The 23881-nt window shown below is 70.7% G+C and carries 20 protein-coding genes; 3 read left to right on the top strand and 17 right to left on the bottom strand.

The window, feature by feature from the left end; all coding sequences use genetic code 11:
• Positions 1–116: 116 nt before the first annotated feature.
• Positions 117–2579: a hypothetical protein gene (locus tag C5C17_RS17230; protein ID WP_258066270.1), complete on the bottom strand. Its 2463-nt coding sequence runs from the start codon at positions 2577–2579 to the stop codon at positions 117–119.
• Between the two features lie 150 nt (positions 2580–2729).
• Positions 2730–3719: a M15 family metallopeptidase gene (locus C5C17_RS18710; RefSeq protein WP_181028656.1), complete on the bottom strand. Its 990-nt coding sequence runs from the start codon at positions 3717–3719 to the stop codon at positions 2730–2732.
• A 132-nt stretch (positions 3720–3851) separates the two neighbouring features.
• On the opposite strand from C5C17_RS18710, the gene C5C17_RS17215 reads away from it, so the two are divergent.
• On the top strand, positions 3852–4139 hold the full coding sequence (locus C5C17_RS17215) for a GNAT family N-acetyltransferase (protein WP_104254582.1): 288 nt from the start codon (positions 3852–3854) through the stop codon (positions 4137–4139).
• A gap of 43 nt (positions 4140–4182) precedes the next feature.
• Here the strand turns inward: C5C17_RS17215 and eccCa are convergent, their stop codons facing one another.
• From eccCa to C5C17_RS17190, 5 genes are all read right to left on the bottom strand, one after another.
• The gene (gene eccCa, locus C5C17_RS17210) at positions 4183–8160 is read right to left on the bottom strand and encodes a type VII secretion protein EccCa (RefSeq protein ID WP_104254581.1); all 3978 of its coding nucleotides are present in this window, start codon (positions 8158–8160) and stop codon (positions 4183–4185) included.
• Entirely contained in the window at positions 8157–9041 is an 885-nt protein-coding gene (locus tag C5C17_RS17205) for a hypothetical protein (protein ID WP_104254580.1), read from the bottom strand. The genes eccCa and C5C17_RS17205 overlap by 4 nt, the downstream gene beginning before the upstream one ends.
• On the bottom strand, positions 9038–10372 hold the full coding sequence (locus tag C5C17_RS17200; RefSeq protein WP_104254579.1) for an EsaB/YukD family protein: 1335 nt from the start codon (positions 10370–10372) through the stop codon (positions 9038–9040). Before C5C17_RS17200 ends, C5C17_RS17205 begins: the two co-directional genes overlap by 4 nt.
• Before the next feature lie 68 nt (positions 10373–10440).
• Positions 10441–10941 carry an OCRE domain-containing protein gene (locus C5C17_RS17195; RefSeq protein WP_104254578.1) on the bottom strand — a complete coding sequence of 167 codons (501 nt, stop codon included), beginning with the start codon at positions 10939–10941 and terminating at the stop codon, positions 10441–10443.
• Entirely contained in the window at positions 10938–11669 is a 732-nt protein-coding gene (locus C5C17_RS17190) for a hypothetical protein (protein WP_146079218.1), read from the bottom strand. The genes C5C17_RS17195 and C5C17_RS17190 overlap by 4 nt, the downstream gene beginning before the upstream one ends.
• A 141-nt stretch (positions 11670–11810) precedes the next feature.
• Between C5C17_RS17190 and C5C17_RS17185 the strand changes: the two genes are divergently transcribed.
• Positions 11811–12158: a hypothetical protein gene (locus tag C5C17_RS17185; RefSeq protein ID WP_104254576.1), complete on the top strand. Its 348-nt coding sequence runs from the start codon at positions 11811–11813 to the stop codon at positions 12156–12158.
• A gap of 39 nt (positions 12159–12197) precedes the next feature.
• Positions 12198–12506: a hypothetical protein gene (locus C5C17_RS17180; protein ID WP_104254575.1), complete on the top strand. Its 309-nt coding sequence runs from the start codon at positions 12198–12200 to the stop codon at positions 12504–12506.
• A gap of 390 nt (positions 12507–12896) precedes the next feature.
• Here C5C17_RS17180 and C5C17_RS17175 read toward each other — a convergent pair whose 3' ends face one another.
• The 10 genes from C5C17_RS17175 to C5C17_RS17130 all read right to left on the bottom strand — a co-directional run bounded on the left by C5C17_RS17175 (position 12897) and on the right by C5C17_RS17130 (position 23602).
• On the bottom strand, positions 12897–13406 hold the full coding sequence (locus C5C17_RS17175) for a DUF6301 family protein (RefSeq protein WP_104254574.1): 510 nt from the start codon (positions 13404–13406) through the stop codon (positions 12897–12899).
• A complete protein-coding gene (locus C5C17_RS17170; RefSeq protein WP_104254573.1) occupies positions 13403–15865 on the bottom strand; it encodes a hypothetical protein in 2463 nt (820 codons plus the stop codon). Before C5C17_RS17170 ends, C5C17_RS17175 begins: the two co-directional genes overlap by 4 nt.
• Positions 15862–16230, bottom strand: coding sequence for a DUF6507 family protein (locus C5C17_RS17165; RefSeq protein WP_104254572.1), 369 nt, complete (start codon positions 16228–16230; stop codon positions 15862–15864). The genes C5C17_RS17170 and C5C17_RS17165 overlap by 4 nt, the downstream gene beginning before the upstream one ends.
• A 1-nt stretch (position 16231) precedes the next feature.
• The gene (locus tag C5C17_RS17160) at positions 16232–16567 is read right to left on the bottom strand and encodes a hypothetical protein (protein WP_104254571.1); all 336 of its coding nucleotides are present in this window, start codon (positions 16565–16567) and stop codon (positions 16232–16234) included.
• A 2-nt stretch (positions 16568–16569) separates the two neighbouring features.
• The gene (locus C5C17_RS17155; protein WP_104254570.1) at positions 16570–17667 is read right to left on the bottom strand and encodes a DUF6177 family protein; all 1098 of its coding nucleotides are present in this window, start codon (positions 17665–17667) and stop codon (positions 16570–16572) included.
• Between the two features lie 161 nt (positions 17668–17828).
• Positions 17829–18878 (bottom strand): lipoate--protein ligase, encoded by a 1050-nt coding sequence (locus tag C5C17_RS17150; RefSeq protein ID WP_104254569.1) that lies wholly within the window; start codon positions 18876–18878, stop codon positions 17829–17831.
• Between the two features lie 185 nt (positions 18879–19063).
• Positions 19064–20029: an alpha/beta fold hydrolase gene (locus C5C17_RS17145; protein WP_104254568.1), complete on the bottom strand. Its 966-nt coding sequence runs from the start codon at positions 20027–20029 to the stop codon at positions 19064–19066.
• A 2-nt stretch (positions 20030–20031) separates the two neighbouring features.
• Positions 20032–20880, bottom strand: coding sequence for a transglutaminase family protein (locus tag C5C17_RS17140; protein ID WP_104254567.1), 849 nt, complete (start codon positions 20878–20880; stop codon positions 20032–20034).
• Positions 20877–21818 (bottom strand): alpha-E domain-containing protein, encoded by a 942-nt coding sequence (locus C5C17_RS17135; RefSeq protein ID WP_068478330.1) that lies wholly within the window; start codon positions 21816–21818, stop codon positions 20877–20879. The genes C5C17_RS17140 and C5C17_RS17135 overlap by 4 nt, the downstream gene beginning before the upstream one ends.
• The gene (locus C5C17_RS17130) at positions 21812–23602 is read right to left on the bottom strand and encodes a circularly permuted type 2 ATP-grasp protein (protein WP_104254566.1); all 1791 of its coding nucleotides are present in this window, start codon (positions 23600–23602) and stop codon (positions 21812–21814) included. Before C5C17_RS17130 ends, C5C17_RS17135 begins: the two co-directional genes overlap by 7 nt.
• Between the last annotated feature and the right edge of the window lie 279 nt (positions 23603–23881).

Genomic DNA, 23881 nt, shown 5'->3' with positions numbered 1-23881 from the left:
GCACCACCCGCCGCAGAGACGCTGCCTGCGTTTCCAGCTCCTCGACGAACTCGAGAGGTTGGCAACGCACGCAGCGTTCTGCTTCGTCGAAGTCTTCGCGCTGCGCTGACGCGCGGCTACTGACCTTCGGCGGGCGTTGGGTTGGTCGCGCTGAGGCGGCCGGCCTGTCCGACACCAGCCGAGAACTCGACGCTCACGATGTCCCCCGACGCGTTGAAGCAGGTCACGCCGGTTTCGAAGGTGATCTCGCACACGAACTCGCCAAGCACCACGGGCGAGTTGTAGGGCTGCACGACGGCACCCTCGAGTGGAATGTCGGCCGTGAGGCACGGGAACGTGTAGCCGTTGGAGTCGAGCCCGACGACGACGCCCGTCGCGCCGGCCTCGCACGCCTGTTCCGGAACCGGGAAGTCAACCGTGTACTGCTGGCAGGCGACGCCCGTCTCCGGGGTGATCTGGCAGCGGATGTTGCCGGTCTCGCTCGTGAAGGTGACCGGCGCGAAGTTGGGGTCGGCGACGGCGGCCGGTCCCGCGGGTGGTGCCGGTTCCTCCGTAGCGGGCTGCTCAGCGGCGGTCTCGCTCGCGGAGGGGTCGCCGCCAGCGATGGGGTCGTCTCGGTTCGCTCCGACGACGTTGCCGATCATGATGGCCGAGAGGATCAGCAGGATCGAGCCGACCACCGAGAGGGCGATGATGCCGAGTCGTCGACGGTTGCGGTTGTCGAGGCCACGCACGGCCGCACCGACGCGTCCACCGCCTCCACCGCTTCCACCGCCGAGCGCGGCACCAACTCGGTCGAAGGGGTTCCGATCAGACGGCTGGACGTCTGGTTCGTCACTGACTGGCCCCGAGGAGACGGGCCCCGTCGACCGCGACGGGGCGGCAGCAGGGGCACCAGTCGCGCGAGCCGCGGGCCCGGGGCGTCGAGGAGCCCGAGGCGCTCGCACGCCGGCGGACGCCGGTGCGGACGACGAGTCGTCCGCTTCGTCCTCGTCGAACCAGCTGGAGAGCAGCTCCTTGGCAGGGTCCTGCTCGCGCTGACCTCCCCGAGGCGCCTCGGGTGGGGCGACGCGCGCATTCCGGTCGCTGTCGCGATCCGGCGCGAAGCCCTGGCCCTGGCCGGCGCCCTGGCCTTGGTCGACGTCCTCGCCGAAAGCGGGTCCGGTGTGCTGCTTCGGCAGCGCGCGCGTCGATGGCTCCGCCTCAGGCGCACTGGGCGCCTGCGCGGCGTTCGGCTCGTGCGCTGCGGCCTCCGGCATCTGCGGGGTCTGCGCCGCCGGGGCGCTGGAGGCGCCGAACAGCTCGGCCGCATCCTGCCGCTCGGAGTCGCGCGCCTCACCGAAGCTCTCGCGCTTGCGAGACGGCAGCGGCACGATGCCGGTCTGCTCGAAGTCGCGCGACACGATCGGGCGGTCGGAGTCGTCGAGGACGCTGCCGTCGCTGCGCTCGCCGGCAAGGAGCTCATCGAAGGCGCTCGTCCCGGCAGGTGCCGCGCGGGGCGGCTCACCGGGAACGACCGCCGGCCCGCTCGGGAAGACGGGGGCAGCAGATGCGCCGCGGAACGGGTCTCCCGTTGCGGGCATCGGCGGCGGAGAGGGGACGACGCGCGGCGTCGGGAGCGCCGGCGGCTCGGCGCGGAACGAGGGAATGCGTGGGGCGTCGCCGCCGGGGCCCGACTGCGCACCGGCATCCTCGATGCCGGCATCGGCCGACGCCGCGGGGCCAGCGGCTGAGCCGCGGGCGTCTCGTGGCTCGTCGGAACCAGCTGCCGCAGCCGGCCGCTCAGGCGGCCTGCCGAACTGCGGTGCGGCACTGGCTGGCTCGGCGCTCGCCGGCGTCACGCCACGTGGTGCGGATGCGGGGGCCGATGGAGCCGGCGCGGACGGGGCCGATGCGGCCGGCTCCACGGGCGCGGGGTCGCCCGTGCCGTCGAGGTCGGAGAACCAGCTCGGCACCTGTCCGCGCGGCTCGCTGTCGTCTGCGCCGTGCACGCCCGGCTGGGAGGGCGACCGTGCCGGCGGGGTGTTCATGGGGAGCACGTCGAACTCGGTTGTCGGCGGCTCGAACGCGAAGGCGTCCCGCACTGGACCCGTCGCGTTCGGCGTGGACGCTGCAGGAGCCCGCGGCGCCTCCGGGATCTGCGGGGCCGCGGCGTCCTCGGCGGTCGGTGCCGCGACGGGCGGCTCAGCTGGCGCGGGGGTGCGTGGGCGTGCCGGAGTGGGAGGGATGACCGTCTCGGGCGTGACGATTCCTCGCTCACCTGTCGCGCGCAGGTCGGGGTTGAAGCGGCGGCGCGAGCGGAGGAACGACGGGGGCTCCGGAACAACGGGCTCCGGTTCGGTGCCGGCGTCGTCCGTCTCTGGCGCGCTCGGCGACGAGGTCTTCGGGCGGTACCGTGCGAAGAAGTCGTCACCGTCATTGGTCGGCGTCTTCTGCTCCGCCTCCTCGCGAGCGCGGCCCACGACCTCCGAGGGAGGTGTGGGGGCCGAGGCGTTCCAGCGGAACCCGCCCGCACCGATATCAGCGGGTCGGCGCGGAGCAGCGTTGCTGCCGTCGCTCTCGGCGGCGCGAGGGCGCACGGCCGTCAGCTTGGTACCGCATTCGGCGCAGAATCTCTGTCCGACCTGCGCTTCGGCACCACACGTTGGGCACGTTGCCATCTCGACCTCCTGGTCTTGGAGTGCTTCTGCTTCCAAAGCTCTGGCAGAACTCTACCGAGCCTGGCCTCTTCAGTAGCCTGGCGCCGCGGGAGCGCCCAGGAATTCCTCGTACGTGGTGGTGCCAGCCGCCTGCATCGCGGCGGATGTCTCCGTGCCGACGTAGCGGTAGTGCCAGGGTTCGAACTCGTACCCGGTGGTAGCGGTCGCCCCGTCCGGGAAGCGCAGGATGAAGCCGAAGCGGTGGGCGTTCGCGGCGAGCCACTGACCGCCCGCCGTCGTCGAGAAGCACTGCTCGAGCACGCATCCCTCACCCTGCGATGAGATGTCGGCGGCGAGCCCCGTCTGATGCTCGCTGTACCCGGGACGAGCCGACGTGAGGTCGGCCGCCTCCTGGCCGAGGTCGGCGACGTACCCGGTGTAGAGCTCGGTCTGCAGCCCGTAGTCGCGGTATCCGCTGGTCATGTCCAGGGTGAGCCCCGCCTCGGCACTGGCCGCCGCGAACATCGTCTGCACCGCGGTCGCCGCCTCCGAGCGGAGCGAGTGGCCGTTGGCGGACGGGACGCCGATCTCCGACATGGCGACGAGGTCGGCGGGCGCGTAGTCGGCGGGGATCAGCGGTGTCTGCTTGTTCACGAGCACCGTGATGCTGTTGGGGTCCGTGGTGTCGAGCGCGGAGGCCGGTGGCTGAGTCTCGGTCGGAGTCGGTTCGGCCGTGGCGGTCGGCTCCGGGGTCGGGGTGGCTGTGGGAGTCGGGGTGAGCGTTGGCGTCGCTGGGGTCGAGGTGGATGCGATGGTCGGCACGCTCGCGTCACCGTTCGATGCCGCCGTCACGGCCCAGTAGATGAAGCCGCCTCCCAGGAGCACGACAACCGCGAGGCCCGCCGCGGCGATCTTCCGGTTCCGGCGCACGCGCGCTGAGGCACGGCGCTTGGTCCGTCCGGCACGCTCGGCGCGCCGGCCCTGGTCGCCCGGCGCCTGAACATCCGTCGTCCGGTCATCCGACGCCCCGCCGCGCGGTGCCTGGCCGTCCGGCGTGTGGTCCTGCTGCTCCTCGGTCACCGGTCAACCCTTGCACAGGCGCTGGCGGGGTCGTCCGGGACTGGCCGAGGGCTGCGGACACTGATGCTCGCGTTCGGCGTCGCCGGCGGAACCACTGAGTCATCTGTCGGTGGGACGGCGTAGCCTCTGCGCATGTCAAATTCCGTCCAGCACCAGCACGATCGCTCGCGGTTCGCCCTCAACGACGGCGACGGCACCGAAATCGGATACCTGAGCTACGTCACGACCGCCGACGCGATCGTCATCGATCACACCGTCGTCGACCCCGCCTACCAGGGGCAGGGACTCGCCGCGGTCCTGACGGATGCGGCGCTGACGACGCTCGGCGAGCAGTCGGCGCTCACCATCGTCCCGCAATGCCCGTACGTGGCGGCGTTCATCCGCAAGCATCCCGAGTTCCAGCCGCTCACCACCCGCTGAGCGACGCAGCAGTCCAGGCGCCCGCCGAGGAAGAGCCGAGCCGTCAGGCGCGCTCCGGGAGGTTCGCGAGCTGCACGACCGCGGGAGCTTCTCCGCGTCGCACGTACTTGCCGCGTCCCGGGGGCATCCGCTCGGCGTAGAGGCGAGGCGCGATCTGCCCCTCGCTGCGGTCGCCGGAGAGCAGCAGCAGCGCCCCGCCTGTATCCCGCGTGCTCTGCAGGAACGGCGCGTACATGGCCCTGGTCGACCCGGCGACGGGCCTCGTGACGACGATGTGGATGCCCAGGTCGCGAGCTGCAGGCAGGTGAGGGACGAGCGCTCCGAGCGGGTCGGTGCCGCCGGCGGCGACGATGTCGTAGTCGTCGACGAGAAGCACGACCCGTGGCGTCTTCCGGAGCTCCTCGGCCGTACGGGCTGGCCGCTCGGCGAGTTCGCTCGCGATGGACGCCGCGAGCCCGCTCGCCTGCGCCGCCGACTTGGCGTGTGCCGCGAGGTACTCCTCGGGAATCACGCCGGGCACCTTGCCGCGCGGGTCGACGACGGCGATCGCGAGCTCGTCGGGAGTGAACCGATCGACGAGCCCCTTGGCGATGACGCGCAGCGCCGTCGACTTGCCGCTCTTCGCATCCCCGAGCACGACCAGGTGCTGGTCGGAGTCGAGGAAGTCCCATAGCGCGGTGTCCATGGTGTCCTGGCGGAGGCCGAGGGGCACGGCGGCTGGCTCGTCGGCTGCATCCGGCAGGCTCGATGGGTCGACGACGCTCGGCAGGAGGCGGATGGGCGCTGCGGCCGGCCCGCTCCACGACTCCGCCGCTCGGGCCGCGAGCTCCTCGAGGGCGTCGCCGACCTGGTCGGGGTCGACGGCTTCGAGGGTCGGGAGCGCGAACTGGGCCAGGGTCTTCGCGTCGGTGAGGGCGCGCCCCCTGGAGTCGGGTGGCACCGACTTGGCGAGCTTGCGGTCGATGGCCGAGTCGGAGGGGTCGTTGAGGCGCAGCTCGATGCGCGTCCCGAACAGCGACTGGTGCGCCATGCGCAGCTCGCTCCAGCGGCCGAGCGTCACGATGAGGTGGATGCCGTAGCTGGACGCCTGCAGCATGAGCTTCGTGAACGGCCCGTCGAGGTGCTCGAAGTCCTGGCGGAGCGCGCCGTAGCCGTCGACGAGGAGCACGATGTCGGCGGTCGGCAGCCCGGGCAGCTTTCCCGCGGCGTGCATGGCGCGGAGCTGCGCCGTGCTGTCGATGCTGTGACGTTTGAAGAGCTCCTCGCGCATCCGCAGCATCGCGGTGAGCTCCTCGACGAGGCGCACGAGCCTGGAGTCGTCTCCTCGCGTGGCGACGCCGCCGACGTGCGGGAACGCTTCGAGCCTGCGGAGACCACCGCCCGTCAGGTCCATGCCGTAGATGCCGACGGCGCCCGGCGCGCCGCTGAGGGCCAGCGATGCGGCGATCGTGCGCAGCGCCGTGCTCCGACCCGACTGCGGGCCACCGATGATGGCGACGTGGCCACCCGACTTCGTGAGGTCGAGCACCCACGGCTCCTGCCGCTGGTTCCCGGGTTCGTCCTCGACTCCGATGACGAAGCGAAGCGGATGCGCTCCCCCTGGGGCAGAAGGGCCGTGGGGGTGGTCGCCGGAATCGCTGGGGTCCGCCGAGTTGTCCGCGCCGGCCGCGAACGCCTCGCCGAGCGAGATGCGCTCGGCGAGCGGGGGCAGCCAGACCGGCCTGACCTTCTTCGGCCGGTCCAGCTGGGCGACGAGGTCGTCGATGAGGGTGCGGCGGGTCTCCGGGGCGCGCAGCACGAGCGGCGCGTCAGGGTCTCCCCCGCTGTCGATGCCGTTGAAGAGGGGGACCTCGACGATGCGCGGCTGCTCGTCGTCCGTGACTGGGCGCGCCTCAGCGACCTCGTCGATCGGACCGGAGACGTAGCCGGCGTGGAAGCGCTGGTAGACGCTCGTGTCGACCTTCAGGTACCCGTAGCCGGGGATCGGCGGCAGGTGGAAGGCGTCGCCCGACCCGAGCACGACCTGCGACTCTGCCTCGCTGAACGTGCGCAGACCGAGGCGGTAGGACAGGTAGGTGTCGAGGCCGCGCAGCTTGCCACCCTCGATGCGCTGGCTCGAGAGCAGCAGGTGCACGCCGATGGACCGGCCGATGCGACCGATCTGCAGGAACAGGTCGATGAAGTCGGGTTCCGCCGTGAGCAGCTCGCCGAACTCGTCGATGACGACGAACAGGTGCGGCATGGGTGCGAGCTCGGGGCGGGTGCGGCGCAGCTCGCGGTAGTGCGAGATGGACGGCGATGAGTCGGCGGACTTCAGCAGCTGCTGTCGTCGCACGACCTCACCCTGGAGCGAGGCCTTCGCTCGCACCGTCAGCTGCGGGTCGTCGGCGAGGTTGTCGATGAGGCCCGCGAGATGCGGCAGGCCCTCGAACGGCGCGAAGGCCGCCCCGCCCTTGTAGTCGACGAGGATCATCGCGAGGTCTTCCGGCGGGTGGGACACGGCGAGCGACAGGATGAGGGTGCGCAGCATCTCCGACTTTCCGGAGCCGGTCGCGCCGATGCAGATGCCGTGCGGGCCCATGCCCTGCTGCGCGCTCTCCTTGAGGTCGAGGTGCACCGGGCGGCCCTGGTCGTTGACGCCGAACGCGACGCGGAGGAACTCCGAGGGCTGCCGCGGCGCCCAGACGCGGTCGAGGGCAACTGGCTTGTCGAGGGGCACGCCGAGGATCTCGGCGATGTCGGCTGCTGGGCCCTCGTCGTCGCGGGCCCCCGCGGTGGCGAAGGTGCGCCGTGCGGCCAGGGCGCGGGCGAGGCTCTCGAAGGCAGTCGACGTCACCTCGTCGGCTTCGAACGCGAGCGAGTGCTGTTCGCTGCCGCCCGCGTTGTGCGTGAGCGCCGCGCCGCCGTCGGCATCGAGCTCGATGCGCACGTCGACGTCGTCCGGCTCGTGGAGCCGCTCGTCGACGAGGTGGACGATGGTCACGCCGATCTCGCTCGGCGCGTAGCTGCGGTCGGGGAGCTGCAGCGGGCGGGCGGGCTCGCCGTGGCGGTCGTCGACCACGACGAGACTGGTCAGCGTTGTCGCCGTGCCACCGCGACGCCTCGCCGCAGCGGCCGTCTGGGTGCGGTCGAGGAGCTCGCTCCCGATCACGGCGGCGAGCTGGCGGAGGTCAGGTGCGACGCGGCGAGCCGGCATGGGACCGTCGAAGAGGCGCGGGTTCTGGGCGTGCGGCAGCAGGTCGAAGCCACGCCAGTCCTCGCGCCGGTCCGGAGCGAAGGCCGCGGCGAGCTGCACGTCGTCCGGGAGCTGGTGGCTCGCCAGCTGGGCGACGAGTCCCCTCGCGAGCGGCACGGTGCGCTCCCGCGGGCCGATGATCGCGACGACGGATGCGCCCCGTAGCTCCGCGACCGCGGGCATCCCGGGCACCTCGCTGTGCGTCTCGGCGAGCAGCTGCGCCTCGCGGAGCAGGATGGGGTCGGCGGGTTCGGTCGGAGAGTCCTCAGCGGAGACCCCGAGTTGGAACCATGGCACGGTCGCCGTGCCGACACGCGCCTGCAGGTGGTCGGGGTCGCCGCGGCGACGGTCCCAGAGGCGGGCCGGGTCCTGCACCAGGGACGCCAGGCCGCTGCGGTCGGGGTGCACGAGCCTCGCGGCCCGCGCCGCCCTGGTCGCCTCATCGCGCAGCTCGGTGCGCTGCCGTTCGAGGTAGTCGAGGTAGCGCTTGCGGCGGATGCGCAGCGCCCGGCCGGCGCGTCCCCTGGCCGAGATCGCGAAGCCGACGCCCGAGACGATGGCGACGACGAACACGATGCCGGCGATGAAGAGGAACAGCGGCTGGCCGTTGCGCATGACGACCATCATCGTGACGGATGTGAGCGCGCCGACGACCGGCAGCAGGAATTGGAATGGCGTCGCGCTGGCCTCGTCGCTCAACGTGGGCGGCGAGGCGAGCTGACGCGGCTCGGGTCTCTGGGCCGGGAAGACGGTCCGGGTGGGCCGGTGCGCGTCGCGGATGCTCACGGTCGCCTCCCTGATCGGTCGGGGGTGGGTGCGGGTCGGCTGGGTGCTGGGGGGAACACCGGCGCCTGTGCGGGCGGCGCGGGTGCGGAAGGCGGCGCGGGATCTGCAGCCGAGGGCGGGACCGGAGTCGCAGCCTGACCAGGGACCGACGGCGCGACCGGCGTGGGCACCGGCGGCGCCGCCACCCCCGCGGCCGCATCGATGACCCTGGCGCCGAGGCGCAGCATCCGCACGCCGTCGAGTCCCCGCCCAGCGCCCTCGCGCAGCTTCCGGTCGTGTCGCAGGAGCACAGACGGGAAGGGGAGGTTGTCGACGAGCATCTCGGTCGCGACGCCGGCGACGCGCTGCACGTCGACCGCGACGAGCACGACCCTGGTGTGGGCGCCGATGGCGGCGGCGACGTCGAGCGCCTGCTGGACGCTCGACCGGTCGGCCGGGGTCACGAGGCACAGCACGTGCGAGTGCTCGGCGAGGTCGCGGATGCGCTCCAGCGGAGTCGCGCCCCAGTCCGTGACCGTGAGGTCGTGGGCGTCGCTGGATGCGCGGTGCAGTCGCCACCAGGCGTCGACGTCGGCGGGCCACTCCGCCGGTGACAGCTCGAGCGCCTCGACGGCCGTGCCATCGAGGCCGCGCTCGGGGCGGGGGCTCCCGCCCTGCGCGCTGACGAAGCGCACCCGGTCACGTCGCACGGACGAGAGGAAGCGGGCGAGCTCCACGGCGACCGTCGTGCATCCGGCGCCGACCGCGAGCGAGGCGACCCCGACACGGCGGCGGAGCGCCAGCGGCACGGTGGCGTGCTCTCGAAGGTCGCGCAGCTCGGCCGCCCCGCGCGCCGTGAGCGCGTGCGGCCAGGCGAGGTTCAGGGCGCTCGTTCGGCTCAACGGAACGCCTCGAGGAGGTCGGCGAAGATCCCGAACGAACCGAGCGCGAGGGGCACAACTGTGAGCACCACGAGCAGCTCGACGATGTCGGCCCAGCGCCTGAGCTTGGCGGCGACGACCCCGCTCGGGCTCCACGCGGCGGTGGCGACCGCGACCAGCGCCGCGACGCCCGCGGCGAGGGCCTTCTCGCCGTCGCCGAGGAGCGGCGTCGAGAGCAGCCACAGGATGCCGGGCACGACGGCGGCGGCCAGCAGTGCGAGACGGGGAGGTGCGAGTGGGAACGTGCGCATGCGCAGGAGCGCGACGATGGCGAGGGCCCCCGCGAGCCCCTGCCGCCACGGGTCGGCCGAGAGCAGCAGCTCGGTGAGCGACAGCGCGGCGACGACCGACACGGCGATGACGGTCCAGGTGAGCTGCGCGAACGACTCGCTGATGGCAGCGCGCACGTCAACCGTCGAGGCGCGCTCACCGCGCATGATGCGGTCGTCGTAGGACGTGAGGCCGCTGAGGGAGAGAGCGACGCCAGGGAGCACGCCGAGGGCCGCGACGCTCAGCACGGACACGATCACCGCGACGCCTCCGCGATCGAAGCCCGCAAGGCTCAGGAAGAAGAGGATGCTGCTGGCGAGCAGCCCGACTGCGGCGCCGTACCTCGCAGACCCCCGTTGGAACCCGATGCCCCACACGAGTCCGAGCACGAACCAGGCGGACATGGCGGCGACGAGCACCGTGTTCGGCACCAGAGCCTCGGTGCCGCCGGTGCCGCCGGCACCGCCGACCTCCGCGGCGAGCCCGAACGCGGCGGGCAGCGCGATCCCGATCGCTGCGCTCGCGACGGCGACCGCAGCGACCCGCTGGCCCGACCGCGCGAGTCCCGCGCCGACGGCCGCGAGCAGTGCCACGGCGGCGAGCATCCACTGCGCCGGTAGCGCGAACGCGCCCATGGCCCACATGGCAGCACCCGCTGCGGCGATCCCGGCCGTGACGGCCAGCGTCGTGCGCGTGTGCGCCTCTCCCCAGGCGTCCCGCCTCGTGGCGCCGGCCTCCGTGATGGCGTCGGTGATGTCGATGACCTCTGGCGCCTGCGGGGCATCGTCGGCGGTCGTCACGCGCAGCATCGCGCCCGGCCGCACCCCCTGCTCTTCGAGGGTCGCGTCGAAGTCGAGGGACGCGCCGGTGAGCGTCGTCAGGATCAGCACGTCACCGCCGCGGGGCTGCTCCTCGAGCAGCTCGAGGACGTGAGGAAGGAGCACTCCGACGGGCTCGGTGCTCGGCAGCGCGAGCTCTGCCTTCCGCTCGCTGCCGATGACGGTGAGTCGCGTGTACGACACTCAGTGCTCCTCAGGGTTCTGTCGCCGGGCGTCGCGGTTCGCTCGCCGGATGCCAGGGCTGGCGCTGCTCACTCGACCACCGTCAGCGTCTGCGGGTCTATCGTGATGCCGCTCGTCGGGTTGGTGTAGTACCCCGTAGCCGGGTCGATGTACCAGCCGATCCTCGTGTCGATGAGCTTGCCGGCCGGGTCCGTCGCGTAGCCGGTGGCCGGGTCGACGACGAACCCCGTACGCGGGTCGGTGTACTGGCCCGTCGCCTGGTCGAGCAGGAAGCCGGTCGCCTCGTCCTTCACGACCGTGCCACCCGGCTGCACGGGATTCGCTGCGGCCGCCGCCTGGAACGCGGAGATCGCCTCCTGCTGCTTGCGGTCCTCGAGCAGGTTCACGACGAAGCTCGTGCCGAGGCAAGCGCAGCAGATGACGGCGCCCAGGATCACCGAGCCGAGCAGACGACCCACGTTGGTGTTGACGGTGCGTCTCGTCGCCTGCGGTCCATGCGCGAGCGCGCCGAGCATCCGCTCGCGGTGCGCTCGCGTCGTGTCGATGAGCGTGCGGTCCGTCTCACTCACGCGGCCACCCCCGTTCCTGTCGCGCCGGGCCGGCCGAGGCGCACGCGCCTCGAACCGAGGGCAAGCACCGTTCCGAAGGGCACGGTGACGGCGGTCTCCGCCTGCAAGCGCTGCGGGTCGCCGCCCGCGAACGCCCACGTGCCGGCGACACTGCCGAGATCGGTGACGAGCACGCCCTCGAAGTTCGGCTCGAGGCGCACGTGCGTCGGGGCGAGGCTGCGCGAGAAGTCCGGCACGGCGACCGGCCGCTGGCTCCTCGACGAGACCTGCGGGGCGCGGCCGACGACGATCACGCCGCGGACGACGTGACGTGACCCGTCATCGAAGTGCAGTTCGAGGTCTGGACTCGAGAACCGCTGGGGCACGCGAGTGGGCGGGGCGAGCTCGATCACGGCTGGCACCAGCCGCAGGGGGTCACTCCCCTTCCGCACGTTCAGCGTGGCGCGTGCGCCCGAGAACGGATGTGCGGGCATGCCCGTCGAACGGGCGACGGTCCGGAGCCCCAGCAGCGCGTGCCCCGCGCTCGCGCCGAGCGCAGCGCGCATCCACCACCAGACCGCGAACAGGACGAGCGCCACGAACCCCCCGACGAGCACCGCCAACGCGAGGCTGTGGCCCGCGGCAAGCAGCGAGAAGCCGGCAACCACCACGAGCGCGAGCGCCACGTCGAGCGCGATCGACCAGGCGAGCTGGGCGGTCGCCGCTGGGAGCTCGGCCGTTTTCCACACGAGTCGCAAGGCTAGTCGGCCAAACCTGACGCCGGGAGGGGAGAACTCCCCGGTAAAAAGTTGGACGACGGCGGGCATCCCGTGCTGGACTGGCGTCTCCGGATAAGAACGCGCGCCGATCGCGGTGCTGGAGAGGATGCCATGAAGTTCGCAATGGAAGACCAGACCCTGGTCACGCTCGGCAACAAGTCGCAGACCGAATCGGACGACCTCGGCGAGCTCGTGAAGCAGCTCTTCGACGCCGCCGAGCCGCTCTCCTCGACCTTCAACGGTCCCGCGAAGGCCAGCTTCAACAACTTCAAGTCGAAGACCGACGAGATCTCGAACGCCCTCAACTCGGCGCTCGTCGGCATCGTCACCTCCATCAGCGGCCAGAACAAGGCCTTCGTCGCCGCCGCCGACGACGGAGCCGCGACGCACGAGGCCGCGGCCGGATCGACCGACTTCAGCTCCGAGTCCTTCCTGACGCGCATCCGCCCGCAGGCCTAGCGCTCAGACACCGACGCGACGAGAACGAGGAGAACACGCATGTTCACGAACCAGATGGATCGCAACGACTACAACATCGGCTCGTCCGAGGCGACGCAGGCGAACTTCGAGCAGGTCGCCGCCCGCCTCGAGTCGGCGCTCGACCGCCGCGATGCCGACGTCAAGTCGGCCATGGCCGACTACCAGGCCGACGGCGTCTCGGAGGAGTACGCGCACCTCGAGCAGCAGTGGAACTCAGCAGGCCAGCAGGTTCGCGACGTCATCGCCGCCATCCGCAACTCGCTGGTCGAGAACGACGACGTGGCCCGCCGCGCTCTGTCCGCGGCACGCGCGTCGATCCCGAGCTAGGCAGCACCTCAACGCAACGACGAAGCGGCGGCGGGCATCCGGCACTGGATGCTCGCCGCCGCTTCGTCGGACCACGGGATCAGTCCGAACCTGGAGAAGCGCGACCGGCGCCAGCACCGAGGCGTCGACGCGCACATCGACGTCCCCCGGGGCAAGCAGCGCGTGCAACTGACGCCCGAGCGCGCCGAAGGCCGCCGTCGATCGAGTACTCCCACTCCCGAATCAGGAACTCGACCATTCGCACCGTACTCTGCCGAGATCGTCACTTCGATCCTCGTCGAAGGATCCGCTTTCAACAGCGGGAACCGTGCGCCGACGACGCTGTGCTCGTCGGCGCCACCGACCGCTCGTCGTCGACTGCGGTGGCCTCGAACGGTGCCGTGCCCGGGATCAGATGGCCTCGCCCGGCACCCGGTCCGGGCTGATGCCCGACCGTTCCTCGCGGCGCTCAATTTCAGCGTAGGCCGGCTGGAGCGCGATGAGCGCCACGCTCGTGTCGAGCGACTTCAGCCACAGGCGCCCGCCGTTGTCGAGGTCCCATGCGACGTCGCTGCCATGGCGTGCGGATCCCTCACCGAGGATCTCCGCGAGCTCCGCGCCGAGTTGGCTCCGGGCACCTGCGACATCGACTGCACCACTGGCGTCCGCGCCGCTGAGCTTCACCTGGATCTCGGTGACCGACTCGTCCTTGACGGACGCTGAGGCGTTCGAGACGCGTTCGGGCGACTCGATGTATCCGGTCCGGTAGCGAGCGCTGCGGCTCGTCGACCGAGCTTCCGACCATCCCAGCTCCGCGGCTACCCCACCCAGCTCTTGCTTCGAGACCGGCCAGCTGAGCCCCGTCAGCACCTCACTCAGGCGGGCAACGCTGCCTCGGTCCGCGATGTTCTGCGTCGTCATTGCGTCGTCTCCTTCCCAAGCCCGAGGTCGAGCTCATTCGGGTTCAATACCAGCTCGTTGATCTTAACCATTCCCGTGGGGGTCGCCTTCACCAGCTGATAGGAGACGGTCACGGAGCCGTCCGCGAGTCCCTGCGCGATGTGGGGGTTGTCCCGCAGATACGCAGCCAGATTCGGATCGTTCTGGAAGACATCGTTGAAATAGTGGGTCGAGCCCTGCGGCGCGCGAGTCCCGTCTGGCAGCACACGCCCGTCCTTGCTGAGCGTGGCGGTGCCACCTTTGGCCTCGGTGACGATGAGAGTACTGCCGTCGTGCGTGAGCCCAACCTGGTCGAAGGTGCCCTTCCCTCCCCCAGACCCGTCGACGACGACCGTCGCGTCTTGCGAGGCGATGACATCAAGCGCAGCCTGATCGCCCATCGCCTCCGACTTCTCCACTTGTGTGACCGCGGTATCGCGCTCATCCCAGGACGTGTCCCTCAGCTCTTCGAGGGCATCGACGCGAGCTTCGAACTGCGCGTCCGTCAGCGAAGTGTCGAGTTCGGCCTCTTCGAGGAGCGCGTCGATGGTGCTGTCGATCTTCCCCTTCGTCAGCCCCTTGGGATCCACATCGACACCCTGCTCCCCGAGCTTCTCGATGACCGACTGCTGCGCCCCGACGGCCTCCTGGTGGGCCGCGACCGCCTCGACGCGATCCGCGACCGCACCGTGGTAGTCCTCGGAGAGCACGGGGACCGTGTCGTTGGTCCCTTTCGTCACGCCCTTCGGATCGATGCTCGACGGGTCTTCCACGCCGCCGGTGGATGCGGGCTTACCCGTCGCGTCCGGCGACCGATCACCTCCTGAAGGCTCCTGGCCGCCAGCACCTTCGGGGGCCGAACCCGGCTCCCGGATTTCGGGGACACCGGTCGGCGACGTCGAGGAACCTCCTGGGCCATCTGCGCCGGGCGTCGCACCTGCGGACGACGGCCCCGGCTGGCCCTGTCCACCCGGCTGGCCCTGTCCACCCGGCTGGCCCTGTCCCCCAGGCTGGCCCTGTCCCCCTGCGCCAGGCTGCGTCTGCCCGGTTCCGGGTGTACCGGTCTCCGTCGGCAGTTCCGGCGTTCCGCCCTTCGGCCCGCCGGGAACAGCGCCCGGCGCATCCAACCCGAACACGTTCGAGACGGGAGGCACCCCGCCAGACGGCGAGAGCGCATCCACGACCCCGGTCGCGCCCACGTACGGCGTGATCTTCAGGCCGTCCGGCGAGAACTTGATGCCCTTGGTCGCGAGGCCGACCGCGAGCGAGCCGCCGGGAATCGCGAAGTCAGCGGCGGCCCCGCCGACACGCGTCACGATCGAGCCGACCTTGCCGGCCGTCGAGACGCCCTTCGCGACGTTCGCGCCTGGGATGAAGAAGGTGCCGATGTTCGCGAGCGTCTCGGTGCCCGTCGCCACCGCGTCCTCCTCCCACGCGTGGAAGCCGTTCTCACCGGCGAGCGCAGCCTGGTGGTCGTAGCCGATGAGGCTGCCCCAGCCGGTCGCGGCGACGTTGACGCGGTCGTCGAACCACTGGTCAGCCTCGGAGCCCGGTGCGACGAGCTTCACGGCCCACGTCGTCGGGGACAGCACGACGGCCGTCGACAGGGCGAAGTTGCCGAGCCCGCCCCACGCGGCCCCCGCATTGTCCCAGCCCCAGTCGCCGGAGACGGGGTCGCGGCCGATGAGCGACGCCGCTCCCGTCCACGTGCCGTGCCAGAAGTTGCCGGCCCCGTGCGCGACCGACTCCGAGCAGTTGCGGTCCTCTTCCGACGGGTAGCCCCACGGCAGCTCCGTCGACGCCATGATCGCCTCGGCGGTGATGGCCTCGTCCTCGGTCACGTAGTGCGCCGTGCTGAGCGTCTCGAGGCCAGCCGCGCACGTCGTCGCGGCCTGCGAGACGGTCTCGACGATCGCCGCGTACTCGGCGAGCAGCTCTGTGTTCTTCTCCTTCGCCGGGCCGTGCTCACCCCAAGGGATGTGCTCGGACTTCTTGTCCATATCGCTGAAAGAAGTGGTCATCCACTCCATCGACAGGCCGTGCGCATCCCACACCGTCACGTTGTAGCCGGCCAGCGCCTCCTGACGGAACGCCGCCGCGCGGTCCTCGAGGTCCTTGAGCGTCGGTTTCACCGCTTCCAGCGCCTCGGCGTAGGTGTTCAGGTAGCCGGCTGCGCTGGAGAAGCTGGTCTCCACATCCGCCGCCGCGTTCGTCGCGGGCGTGATCGCTGCATAGACGGACTCCTGCTCGGGTGCCTGGTAGGAGGCGCCGATGCCAGACCACGTCGTGCTGATCGTCGACACCTTCTCGACGAGACCAGACCCCATGCCCTGCAGGGCCGTGGCCGATCCCTCGATCAGCGACGTGTCCAGATCGGCGCTCTTCAGGACGAACGCCGACGGGTCGATGAGACCGTCTCCCGTGCAGACTTCGATGGTCATGCGTCCCCCCGGTAGCCGTGCTGCTCGAAGAAGCTGAAGTCGCCGTCGGAGCCGTCCGCGATGGCGCCCTGGAACTCGAGGGCCATCTGCTCCTGCCCGTTGTTGTAGGCGTAGACGGCGTTGGCGACGCCCGTGACGCTCGCGTTGACGGTGTTGCCGACGGCCGTGACGTTCGACTGCTGCTCGGTGAGCAGGCCGGCGAGGGCCTCGGAGACGCCGGCCGTGATGCCGCCACCCCACGCGACGCCCGCCATGACGCCGTTCATGCCCGCTTCCGTGATGACGGTCGCGAGCTCGCCCTGCGTGGTCTGCACGCTCGTGAGCACCGTCTGCACCCCGGTGGGGTCGATCTTCCAATCCGACACGTCACACCCTCTCTGTCACGGTTCCGCCGACAGCGGCGGCGATCTGCTCGGCCAGGGCTCGCCCGCGTCGGGGCTCGCTCCTCGGCACGGTCATGTCTGTCCACAACCCGAACGCTGCGGGTGGATGCGCGATGGCGGCGACCGCGCTCGTGGGGTCGGCGATCGGCTGGCTCTCGAACACCGTCAGCAGGGACGCTCCCGCCGCGTCGACGGCGTGGCGCACGACGCCGTCCTCGAAGGAGACGAGCTGCCCCTCGGGGTGGGTTTCGGCGATGGCGCGCGCGATGGCCTCGTCGCTGGGTGCGACCTCGCTCAGCAGGACCAGTTCGATGGGCACGGTCAGCTCCTCCCGACGTTCGCGTCACCCGTGGCGAACTCCACGGCGAGGGCGGATGCGAGACGCTCCTGGTCGAGGTCCGTCGCGAACGCGCGCAGCTGATACCAGAGCTGGTCGTCGCCCGTGAGCCGGACGATGAGGGCCGGGGCACGGCGGAGTCCGACGGTGGTGACGTCGTGCTGCTCCGCGAGCGCGTCCACGTCGATCGCGAGGTCGCGCACCGCGCGTGCACCGAGGAGCACGGCGAGCGGCTGCTCTGGGCGGCGCACCCCAGGCAGGCGACCGAACGAGCCCTGGCGCTCTTCGACCTCGCCGCACGAGAGCAGGGCGACGTTGACGCGGCTCGTCTCGGCGAGCTCGCGCAGGGTGTCGATCACGCGCGGGTGCGCGGCGAGAGACCCGCGGGGATCGCGAGCCAGCGCCGCGAGCTCGGCGTCACGGACGGGGACGGTACCGCGCACGTGCTCGAGGATCCCCGACTTCGTCCGCGAGACCGCGAGGCTGACGGCCGAACCGTCGCCGCCCGCCGCGAAGTGGCGTTCGGTGACGGGCATCTGCCGGCGCATCGACTCGGTGACGGCGGCGTGCGACCAGCGCTGTGCGAGCGGCTCGACGAGACCCCAGCGCTCGAGGGCGCCCCCGCCCAGGCCCGCTACGAGGAGGTCGGCCGTGCCGCCGATGAGGGTGCGGTCATCGGCGCGGTCGCGCACGTACACATCGAAGACGAACGACCGCGTCGTGTGCTCGCGCAGGCGCGACAGCGTGGGATGCGCCTCGGACACCGTATCGGACCTCGGCGCCCAGAAGTCGCCGAAGCTGCGGATGCGCGTTCCCCGGAACGCGTCGAACATCGCGCCGCCGTGCGACACGGCCCAGTACCCGCCTGCCGCCTGGAACGCATCCGCAACGAAACTTGAGACGTGCGCCTGATCTGTCGTGACCAGGATCGGTCGAAGGCGCGAGAACTGCGCGTCGATGAGGAACCGCTGCAGGGGACGGCTGAGCGTGACGCGCTCGGCGGAAGCCCAGTAGACGGTGTACCCGCCGCCCGCGCCATCAGAGCCGCGCTCGTCGGAGAGCGGGTCGATGAACGCGGTCACGAAGCCGCCTCCTGGGAGACGAGGGCACGACGACGAATGTGAGGCACGGGAATCCTCCGGAGAGTTCTCGGATGAATCGCCAGCGTAACCACGCATCCCGCGTCACGCGATGGGTACTTCTCCCCTCTTGCTGTGTCCCCCCGGCCACGCGCATCCGCTGCCTACGGAACCCGGTGCGTCCATTCCCGCGACGCGAACTTCGACTGCGCCAGCTCGCTGGCCCTCGCCATCTCCTCGTCCGTCACCTCGCCTGGCGTCCCGCCGTAGTGCTCCACGAACGTCGCCTTGAAGTGGTCGATGATCGCCGAGCGCTCCATCCCCGTCTGCGACCGCAGGGGGCTCACGCGCTTGTTCGCGGACTGCGTGCCCTTGTCGCTCAGCTTCTCGCGGCCGATGCGCAGCACCTCCGTCATACGGTCGCCGTCGATGTCGTAGCTGAGCGTCGCGTGGTGCAGCACCGCGCCGGAGCCGAGGCGCTTCTGCGCGGCCCCGCCGATCTTGCCAGACGGGCTCGCGATGTCATTGAGCGGCTCGTACCTGGCGTTGATGCCGAGGCCGTGCAGCGCATCCAGCACCCACGAGTCGAGGAACGCGTACGACTCCGCGAACGACATCCCGTGCACGAGGTCGCTTGGCACGTACAGCGAGTACGTCACCACCGAGCCGGCCTCCATGAACATCGCGCCGCCACCCGTGATGCGCCGCACGAGCTGCACCCCGTACTTGTCGAGGTTCTCCTGGTCGACCTCGTTCTTCACCGACTGGAACGAGCCGAGCACGACGGCCGTCTCGTCCCACTCCCACAGGCGCAGCGTCGCGGGGCGTCGGCCCGCGCCGACCTCCTCGGTCAGCACCTGGTCGAGAGCGACATGCTCGCGAGGCGTCAGGGGCCCCGGATGCAGGATCTGCCAGTCGTACGCGCGCCAGTCGCGGGCGCCGAGCACGGCCCGACGAACGACCACGCCGACGGCCTCAGGCGTGACGCCGAGCAGCTGCGCATCCTCCCGAAGACCATCGCGCACCGCGGCCGTGATCTCCTCTGCGCTCGCGTCCGCAGGCAACCCGTTCAGCGCGCCGTTGATGTCATCCAGAGCCTCGTCCGGCTCGAGGAAGAAATCGCCCGCGAGGTGCGCATCGACGATCCGACCGCCCTCCACCTCGAGGTCGACCGTGACGAGCTTCCCGCCAGGAACCTTGTACTCACCGTGCATGGAAGCACTCTACGGCGCTCCGCTCGCACCTGCTCTCCGCGTCCGCGCCATCCGCTCGCACCCCATCCGCGAGCATCCGTCCTCCACCTTGCCCGCGCCGACTCCGAATGGGTCGATTTCCCCCATCGAGACCCCGAGGACGGGCCGGAAACGCCCCGTTCGGCGGCGGCGGGGCGGGCGCGAAGTCAGGCGGGCAGCGGGATGCGCGTATCCAGCCACGCGACGATGTCCGCGATGACCTCGTCGCGGTTCAGCTCGTTGAGCAGCTCGTGCCGCGCCTCCGGGTAGATCTTGAGGGTCACGTCGCTGAGCTTCGAGCGCTTCCGATACAGCCGCGCGAGGGCACGAGGCCCGCGCTCGCCGTAGCCGACCGAGTCCTCCGAGCCGGCCATGATCAGCACCGGCACGTCGTCGAGCGTCCCTGAGGCGGCGCGGGGTGGCACATGGATGAGCTGCAACGCGCCCCGCGTCGACCACACGGGCGTCTTCGCGATGTCGAAGCACAGCTCGTCGTACGCGAACGCGCGCCGCGCCTCCGGGTTGCGGCTCAGCCACATGAGTCCGGTCTCGTCGGGCTCGAACCGCTTGTTGAGGTTGCCCGGGTTCGTGAAGCCGGGCAACGCGAGGGCGGTGCCGGTCAGGATGCACGCCGAGAAGAACGCCGAATCGCGCACCAGGAGCTGCTGCGCGAGCAACGAGCCCCACGAGTGCCCCTGCAGGATCAGCGGGAGCTGCGGGTAGCGGTCCCGAACCCAGGCGGAGATGTCCTCGAGCGCCTCGAGCGCCGCCCGATTCTCGGTCGCCGGCAGCACTGAGAGCCCAAGAGAGCCGAGGCCCGTCTGCCCGTGCCCGAGCTGGTCGTGCGCGACGACCGCGTAACTCGCAGCCACCAGGTCGCGCGCATACGCGTCGTAGCGCTTCGCGTGCTCACCCGAGCCGTGCGAAAGGTGGACCACACCGCGCGGCGATGCGCACGCCCATTCGTAGACGTGCACGTCCACGCCGTGGCCGGTCGGGACCACGAACGTCGTCGGCGCACCGGTCCGGTCGGGCTTCGGGGCAGCCGGACCGCGCGCATCCGCACGACCCTGCGAGCCGCCGTGCGAACCGCCGGCAGATCCGCCCTGCGGGCCGGTGCCCGAGCCCGGCATGACTAGGCCTCCCGCGTGATGTCGACCTTCACGAACAGCTGCGAGGAGAACGGTCCCGCGTACACACCGCGCAGCGGAGGCACGTCGTTGTAGTCGCGGCCCCGGCCGACGAGCACGTGGCGCTCGCCGATCGGAATGTCGTTCGTCGGATCCCAGCCGCGCCACTCACCGTCCCAGTACTCGATCCACGCGTGCGACTCGCCGCTCACGGTCTCACCGATCTCCGCGTTCGGGCGAGGGTGCAGGTAGCCCGACACGTAGATCGCGGGAATGCCGGCTGCTCGAAGCGCTCCGAGCGCGATATGCGAGATGTCCTGGCAGACGCCGCGCTTGTGCTCCCACGCCTCGGCGGCCGTCGTGCGGACGCCCGTCACGCCGCCCTCGTAGGCGACCGCCTCGTAGACGAGGTGCAGGATCTCCATCGCCGTGGATGCCGGTCCGGTGTTCGCGCCCTTCACCTCGGCCGCGAGCGCCTTCACATCCTCCGGCGGCATCGTGAGGCGCGTCTGCGCCGTCTGCTCGACGAGCTCCACGCTGCGGAGCCGCTCACGGGCCAGCTCATCCCAGCTCAGCGACAGCTGCCCGGCCTCGGGACGCTGCCGCACCTCCACGAGGCTCGACGCCGTCAGCGACAGCTCGGAGTGCGGGTTCAGCACCTCGAACGCCGTCACCTTCGTACCCCAGTAGTCGGAGTAGTTGTGCGTCGACGAGTGCGGCGTGACATCGAGGTGCCCGAACAGCACGAACTGGCCGTTGTTGGCCATCGGCAGCATGCGGGCCTCGTTGTACGAGGTCGTGACGTCGCCCTCGTACCGGAAACCCGTGGAGTGGCGGATGCGGATACGGCTCATGAGTTGTCTCCCACCCAGCTCGGGGCTGTGATCGACGGGAAGTAGCGCTGGCGGATGGCCTCGGAAGCCCGGGACACCGCATCCTGCACGCCATCCATGTAGCGGGGCAGGTCGGCGAGGGTGTCGTGGATGGGCCGGTACTCGAGGTCTGAGGAGATCTGGCCGAGCAGGCGCTGCGCCTGGTCGGTGACTCCCACGCGGCCGCCGCGCTCGTGGCGGGGCTGGATGTCGTAGAGGCAGGAGAGCGCCGTCGACACCGAGTACTGGATCGACCGCGGGAAGAGCCGGTCGAGGAGCAGGAACTCCGCCGCGTTCGCCGCGGACGGCATGCCGTGGTACGTGCGCAGGTACGACTCGTACGCGCCGCACGAGCGGAGGATCGTCGTCCAGGATGCGCCAGACGCCTCGGTGAGCGAGCGCGTCGCGAGGAGACGTGCCGTCATGTCGGCGCGCTCGAGCGAGCGGCCGAGCATCATGAACTGGTACGCGTCGTCGCGGCTCGCCGCCGAGTTGACGACACCGACCGCGAGCGCCGAGCGCTCGCGAACCCACGCGAACAGGTCGTGCACCTTCTCCTGGCGCACACTGAACGGCATGCGCGAGTAGGTGGCGTTGAGGCACTCCCACAGCTCCGTCGACACGATCTCGCGAGCGCGGCGGGCGTTCTCGCGGGCCGCGTTCACCGAGTAGGCGATCGAAGCGGGCTGCGAGCGGTCGACGGCCATGAGGTTCAGCACGTCCGAGCGGGTCAGCTCGGCGTCCGGCTGCACATCCGCAGCGCCCATGACGCTCAGGAGCGAGCGGCAGGCCGTCGCCTCGTCGACCCACGGGTCTTCGAGCAGCAGCTGCAGGTGCACGTCCAGGATGCGGGCGGTGCCGTCGGCCCGCTCGACATAGCGGCCGATCCAGAAGAGCGACTCGGCGATACGGCTCAGCATGCGTCCGTTCCCTTCTGGTTCGTGTCGGCTGCTCCAGCCGCAGCCGGCGCTTCCGTGCGCGCCTGCTGCTGTTGCTGGATCTGCTCTGACTGAGCGTGCGAATGCGACTGGGCCTGCGAGGCCCGACCCTGCGTCTGCTGCTGCGTCTGCTGCTGGTCGCTGCGCTTCGGGGCATCCTGCGGCATGTGGTCCTGACGGTGCGGGATGATGCGCAGCACACCCGTCACGGGGTGCGGCGTCTCCGACACGTCGGCCTGGTCGTCGAGCAGTTCCTCGACGCCGTGCGGCACAGGCTTGGAGAAGCTGCGCTCGGCACCGACCACCCACGTGTCCTTCGACCCGCCGCCCTGGCTCGAGTTCACGACGAGCTGGCCCTCGGGCAGCGCGACGCGCGTGAGGCCGCCAGGCAGCACCCACACGTCGTGGCCGTCGTTGATGGCGAACGGACGCAGGTCGGCGTGACGCGGCCGCATCCCGTCGTCCACGAGCGTCGGGATCGTCGACAGCTGCACGACCGGCTGCGCGATCCAGCCGCGCGGGTCGGCGAGCAGCCGCACCCGCATCTCGTCCAGCTCCTGCTTGCTGGCGTTCGGGCCGATCATGAGGCCCTTGCCGCCGGAGCCGTCGACCGGCTTCACGACGAGCTCGTCGAGGCGGTCGAGCACCTCCTCGAGCGCGTCCGGCTCCTCGAGGCGCCACGTGTCGACGTTCGGCAGGATCGCCTCTTCCGACAGGTAGTAGCGGATGAGGTCGGGCATGTACGTGTAGACGAGCTTGTCGTCGGCGACGCCGTTGCCGACCGCGTTCGCGATCGTCACGTTGCCGAGACGCGCCGCCATCATGAGGCCGGGCGAGCCGAGCATCGAGTCGCGGCGGAACTGCAGCGGGTCGAGGTAGTCGTCGTCGACGCGGCGGTAGATGACGTCCACGCGCTGGGGGCCAGCCGTCGTGCGCATCCACACCCGACCGCCGGAGCAGAACAGGTCGCGGCCCTCGACGAGCTCGACGCCCATGAGGCGCGCGAGCAGGGTGTGCTCGAAGTACGCCGAGTTGTAGACGCCTGGCGTGAGGACGACCACCGTCGGGTCCTCGATGCCGTCCGGCGCGGATGCACGCAGCGCGCCGAGCAGACGGTTCGGGTAGTCGCCGACCGGGCGGACGCGCATGCGGGAGAAGAGCTCCGGCAGTGTCTGCGCCATGGCGCGGCGGTTGGAGATGACATAGGAGACGCCGGACGGCACGCGAACGTTGTCTTCCAGCACGCGCATCTCGCCATGCTCATCCCGGATCAGGTCGATGCCGGAGACGTGGATGCGCACCCCGTTCGCCGTGCGGATGCCCTTCGCGACCCGGTGGTAGTGCACCGAGGAGGCGATGAGGCTCGCCGGGATCACGCCGTCGGCGATCGCCCGCTGGTCGCCGTACACGTCGTCGAGGAACGCCTCGAGCGCGCGCACGCGCTGCTTGATGCCCGCTTCCGTCTTCTGCCACTCGGCGCGCTCGATGACGCGCGGGACCACGTCGAGCGGGAACGGACGCTCCTCGCCGGCGAAGTCGAACGTGACGCCCTGCGCGAGGTACGAGTCGGCAAGCGAATCGGAGCGGTGGCGGATCTGCTCCTGCGTCATCCCCGAGAGGACGTCGTAGAGATCTCGGTACGTGCGCCGCGGATCCAGCTCGCCCTCAGGCGCCTCCCCCATGAACATCTCGTCGAATGGCGGCGACAGCGCCGCTTGGGATTGCCTGGTCAGAGCCTGGCTGTAGCCGTCGAAGAGGTCACCCATGTCCCGAGACTAGTGGACGGAATGTGACGCCCTTGTTTCGCGGACGATCCTCCTGAACGGCACGCCCGAGGTCCCGCAAAATTTCCCGTCAATTGGGAGGTTTCGGGTTGAGCGCGTCCGACTCGCGTGACCGATCCTGTCGAGATCGCGCAAGGAGGCGCCGCTGCGGCAGCCATCACGGAAGCTGGTCGGGCAGGACCCGACGCAGGGTCTCGGGATGGGTTCAGCGATTGCGGATGGGTTGCAACCCATCCGGAAGCCCTGAACCCATCCCGAAAC

This window comes from Pseudoclavibacter sp. RFBA6 (assembly GCF_002931575.1).
GTDB lineage: Bacteria > Actinomycetota > Actinomycetes > Actinomycetales > Microbacteriaceae > Pseudoclavibacter > Pseudoclavibacter terrae.
This window is presented reverse-complemented; position numbering and strand designations above follow the sequence as displayed.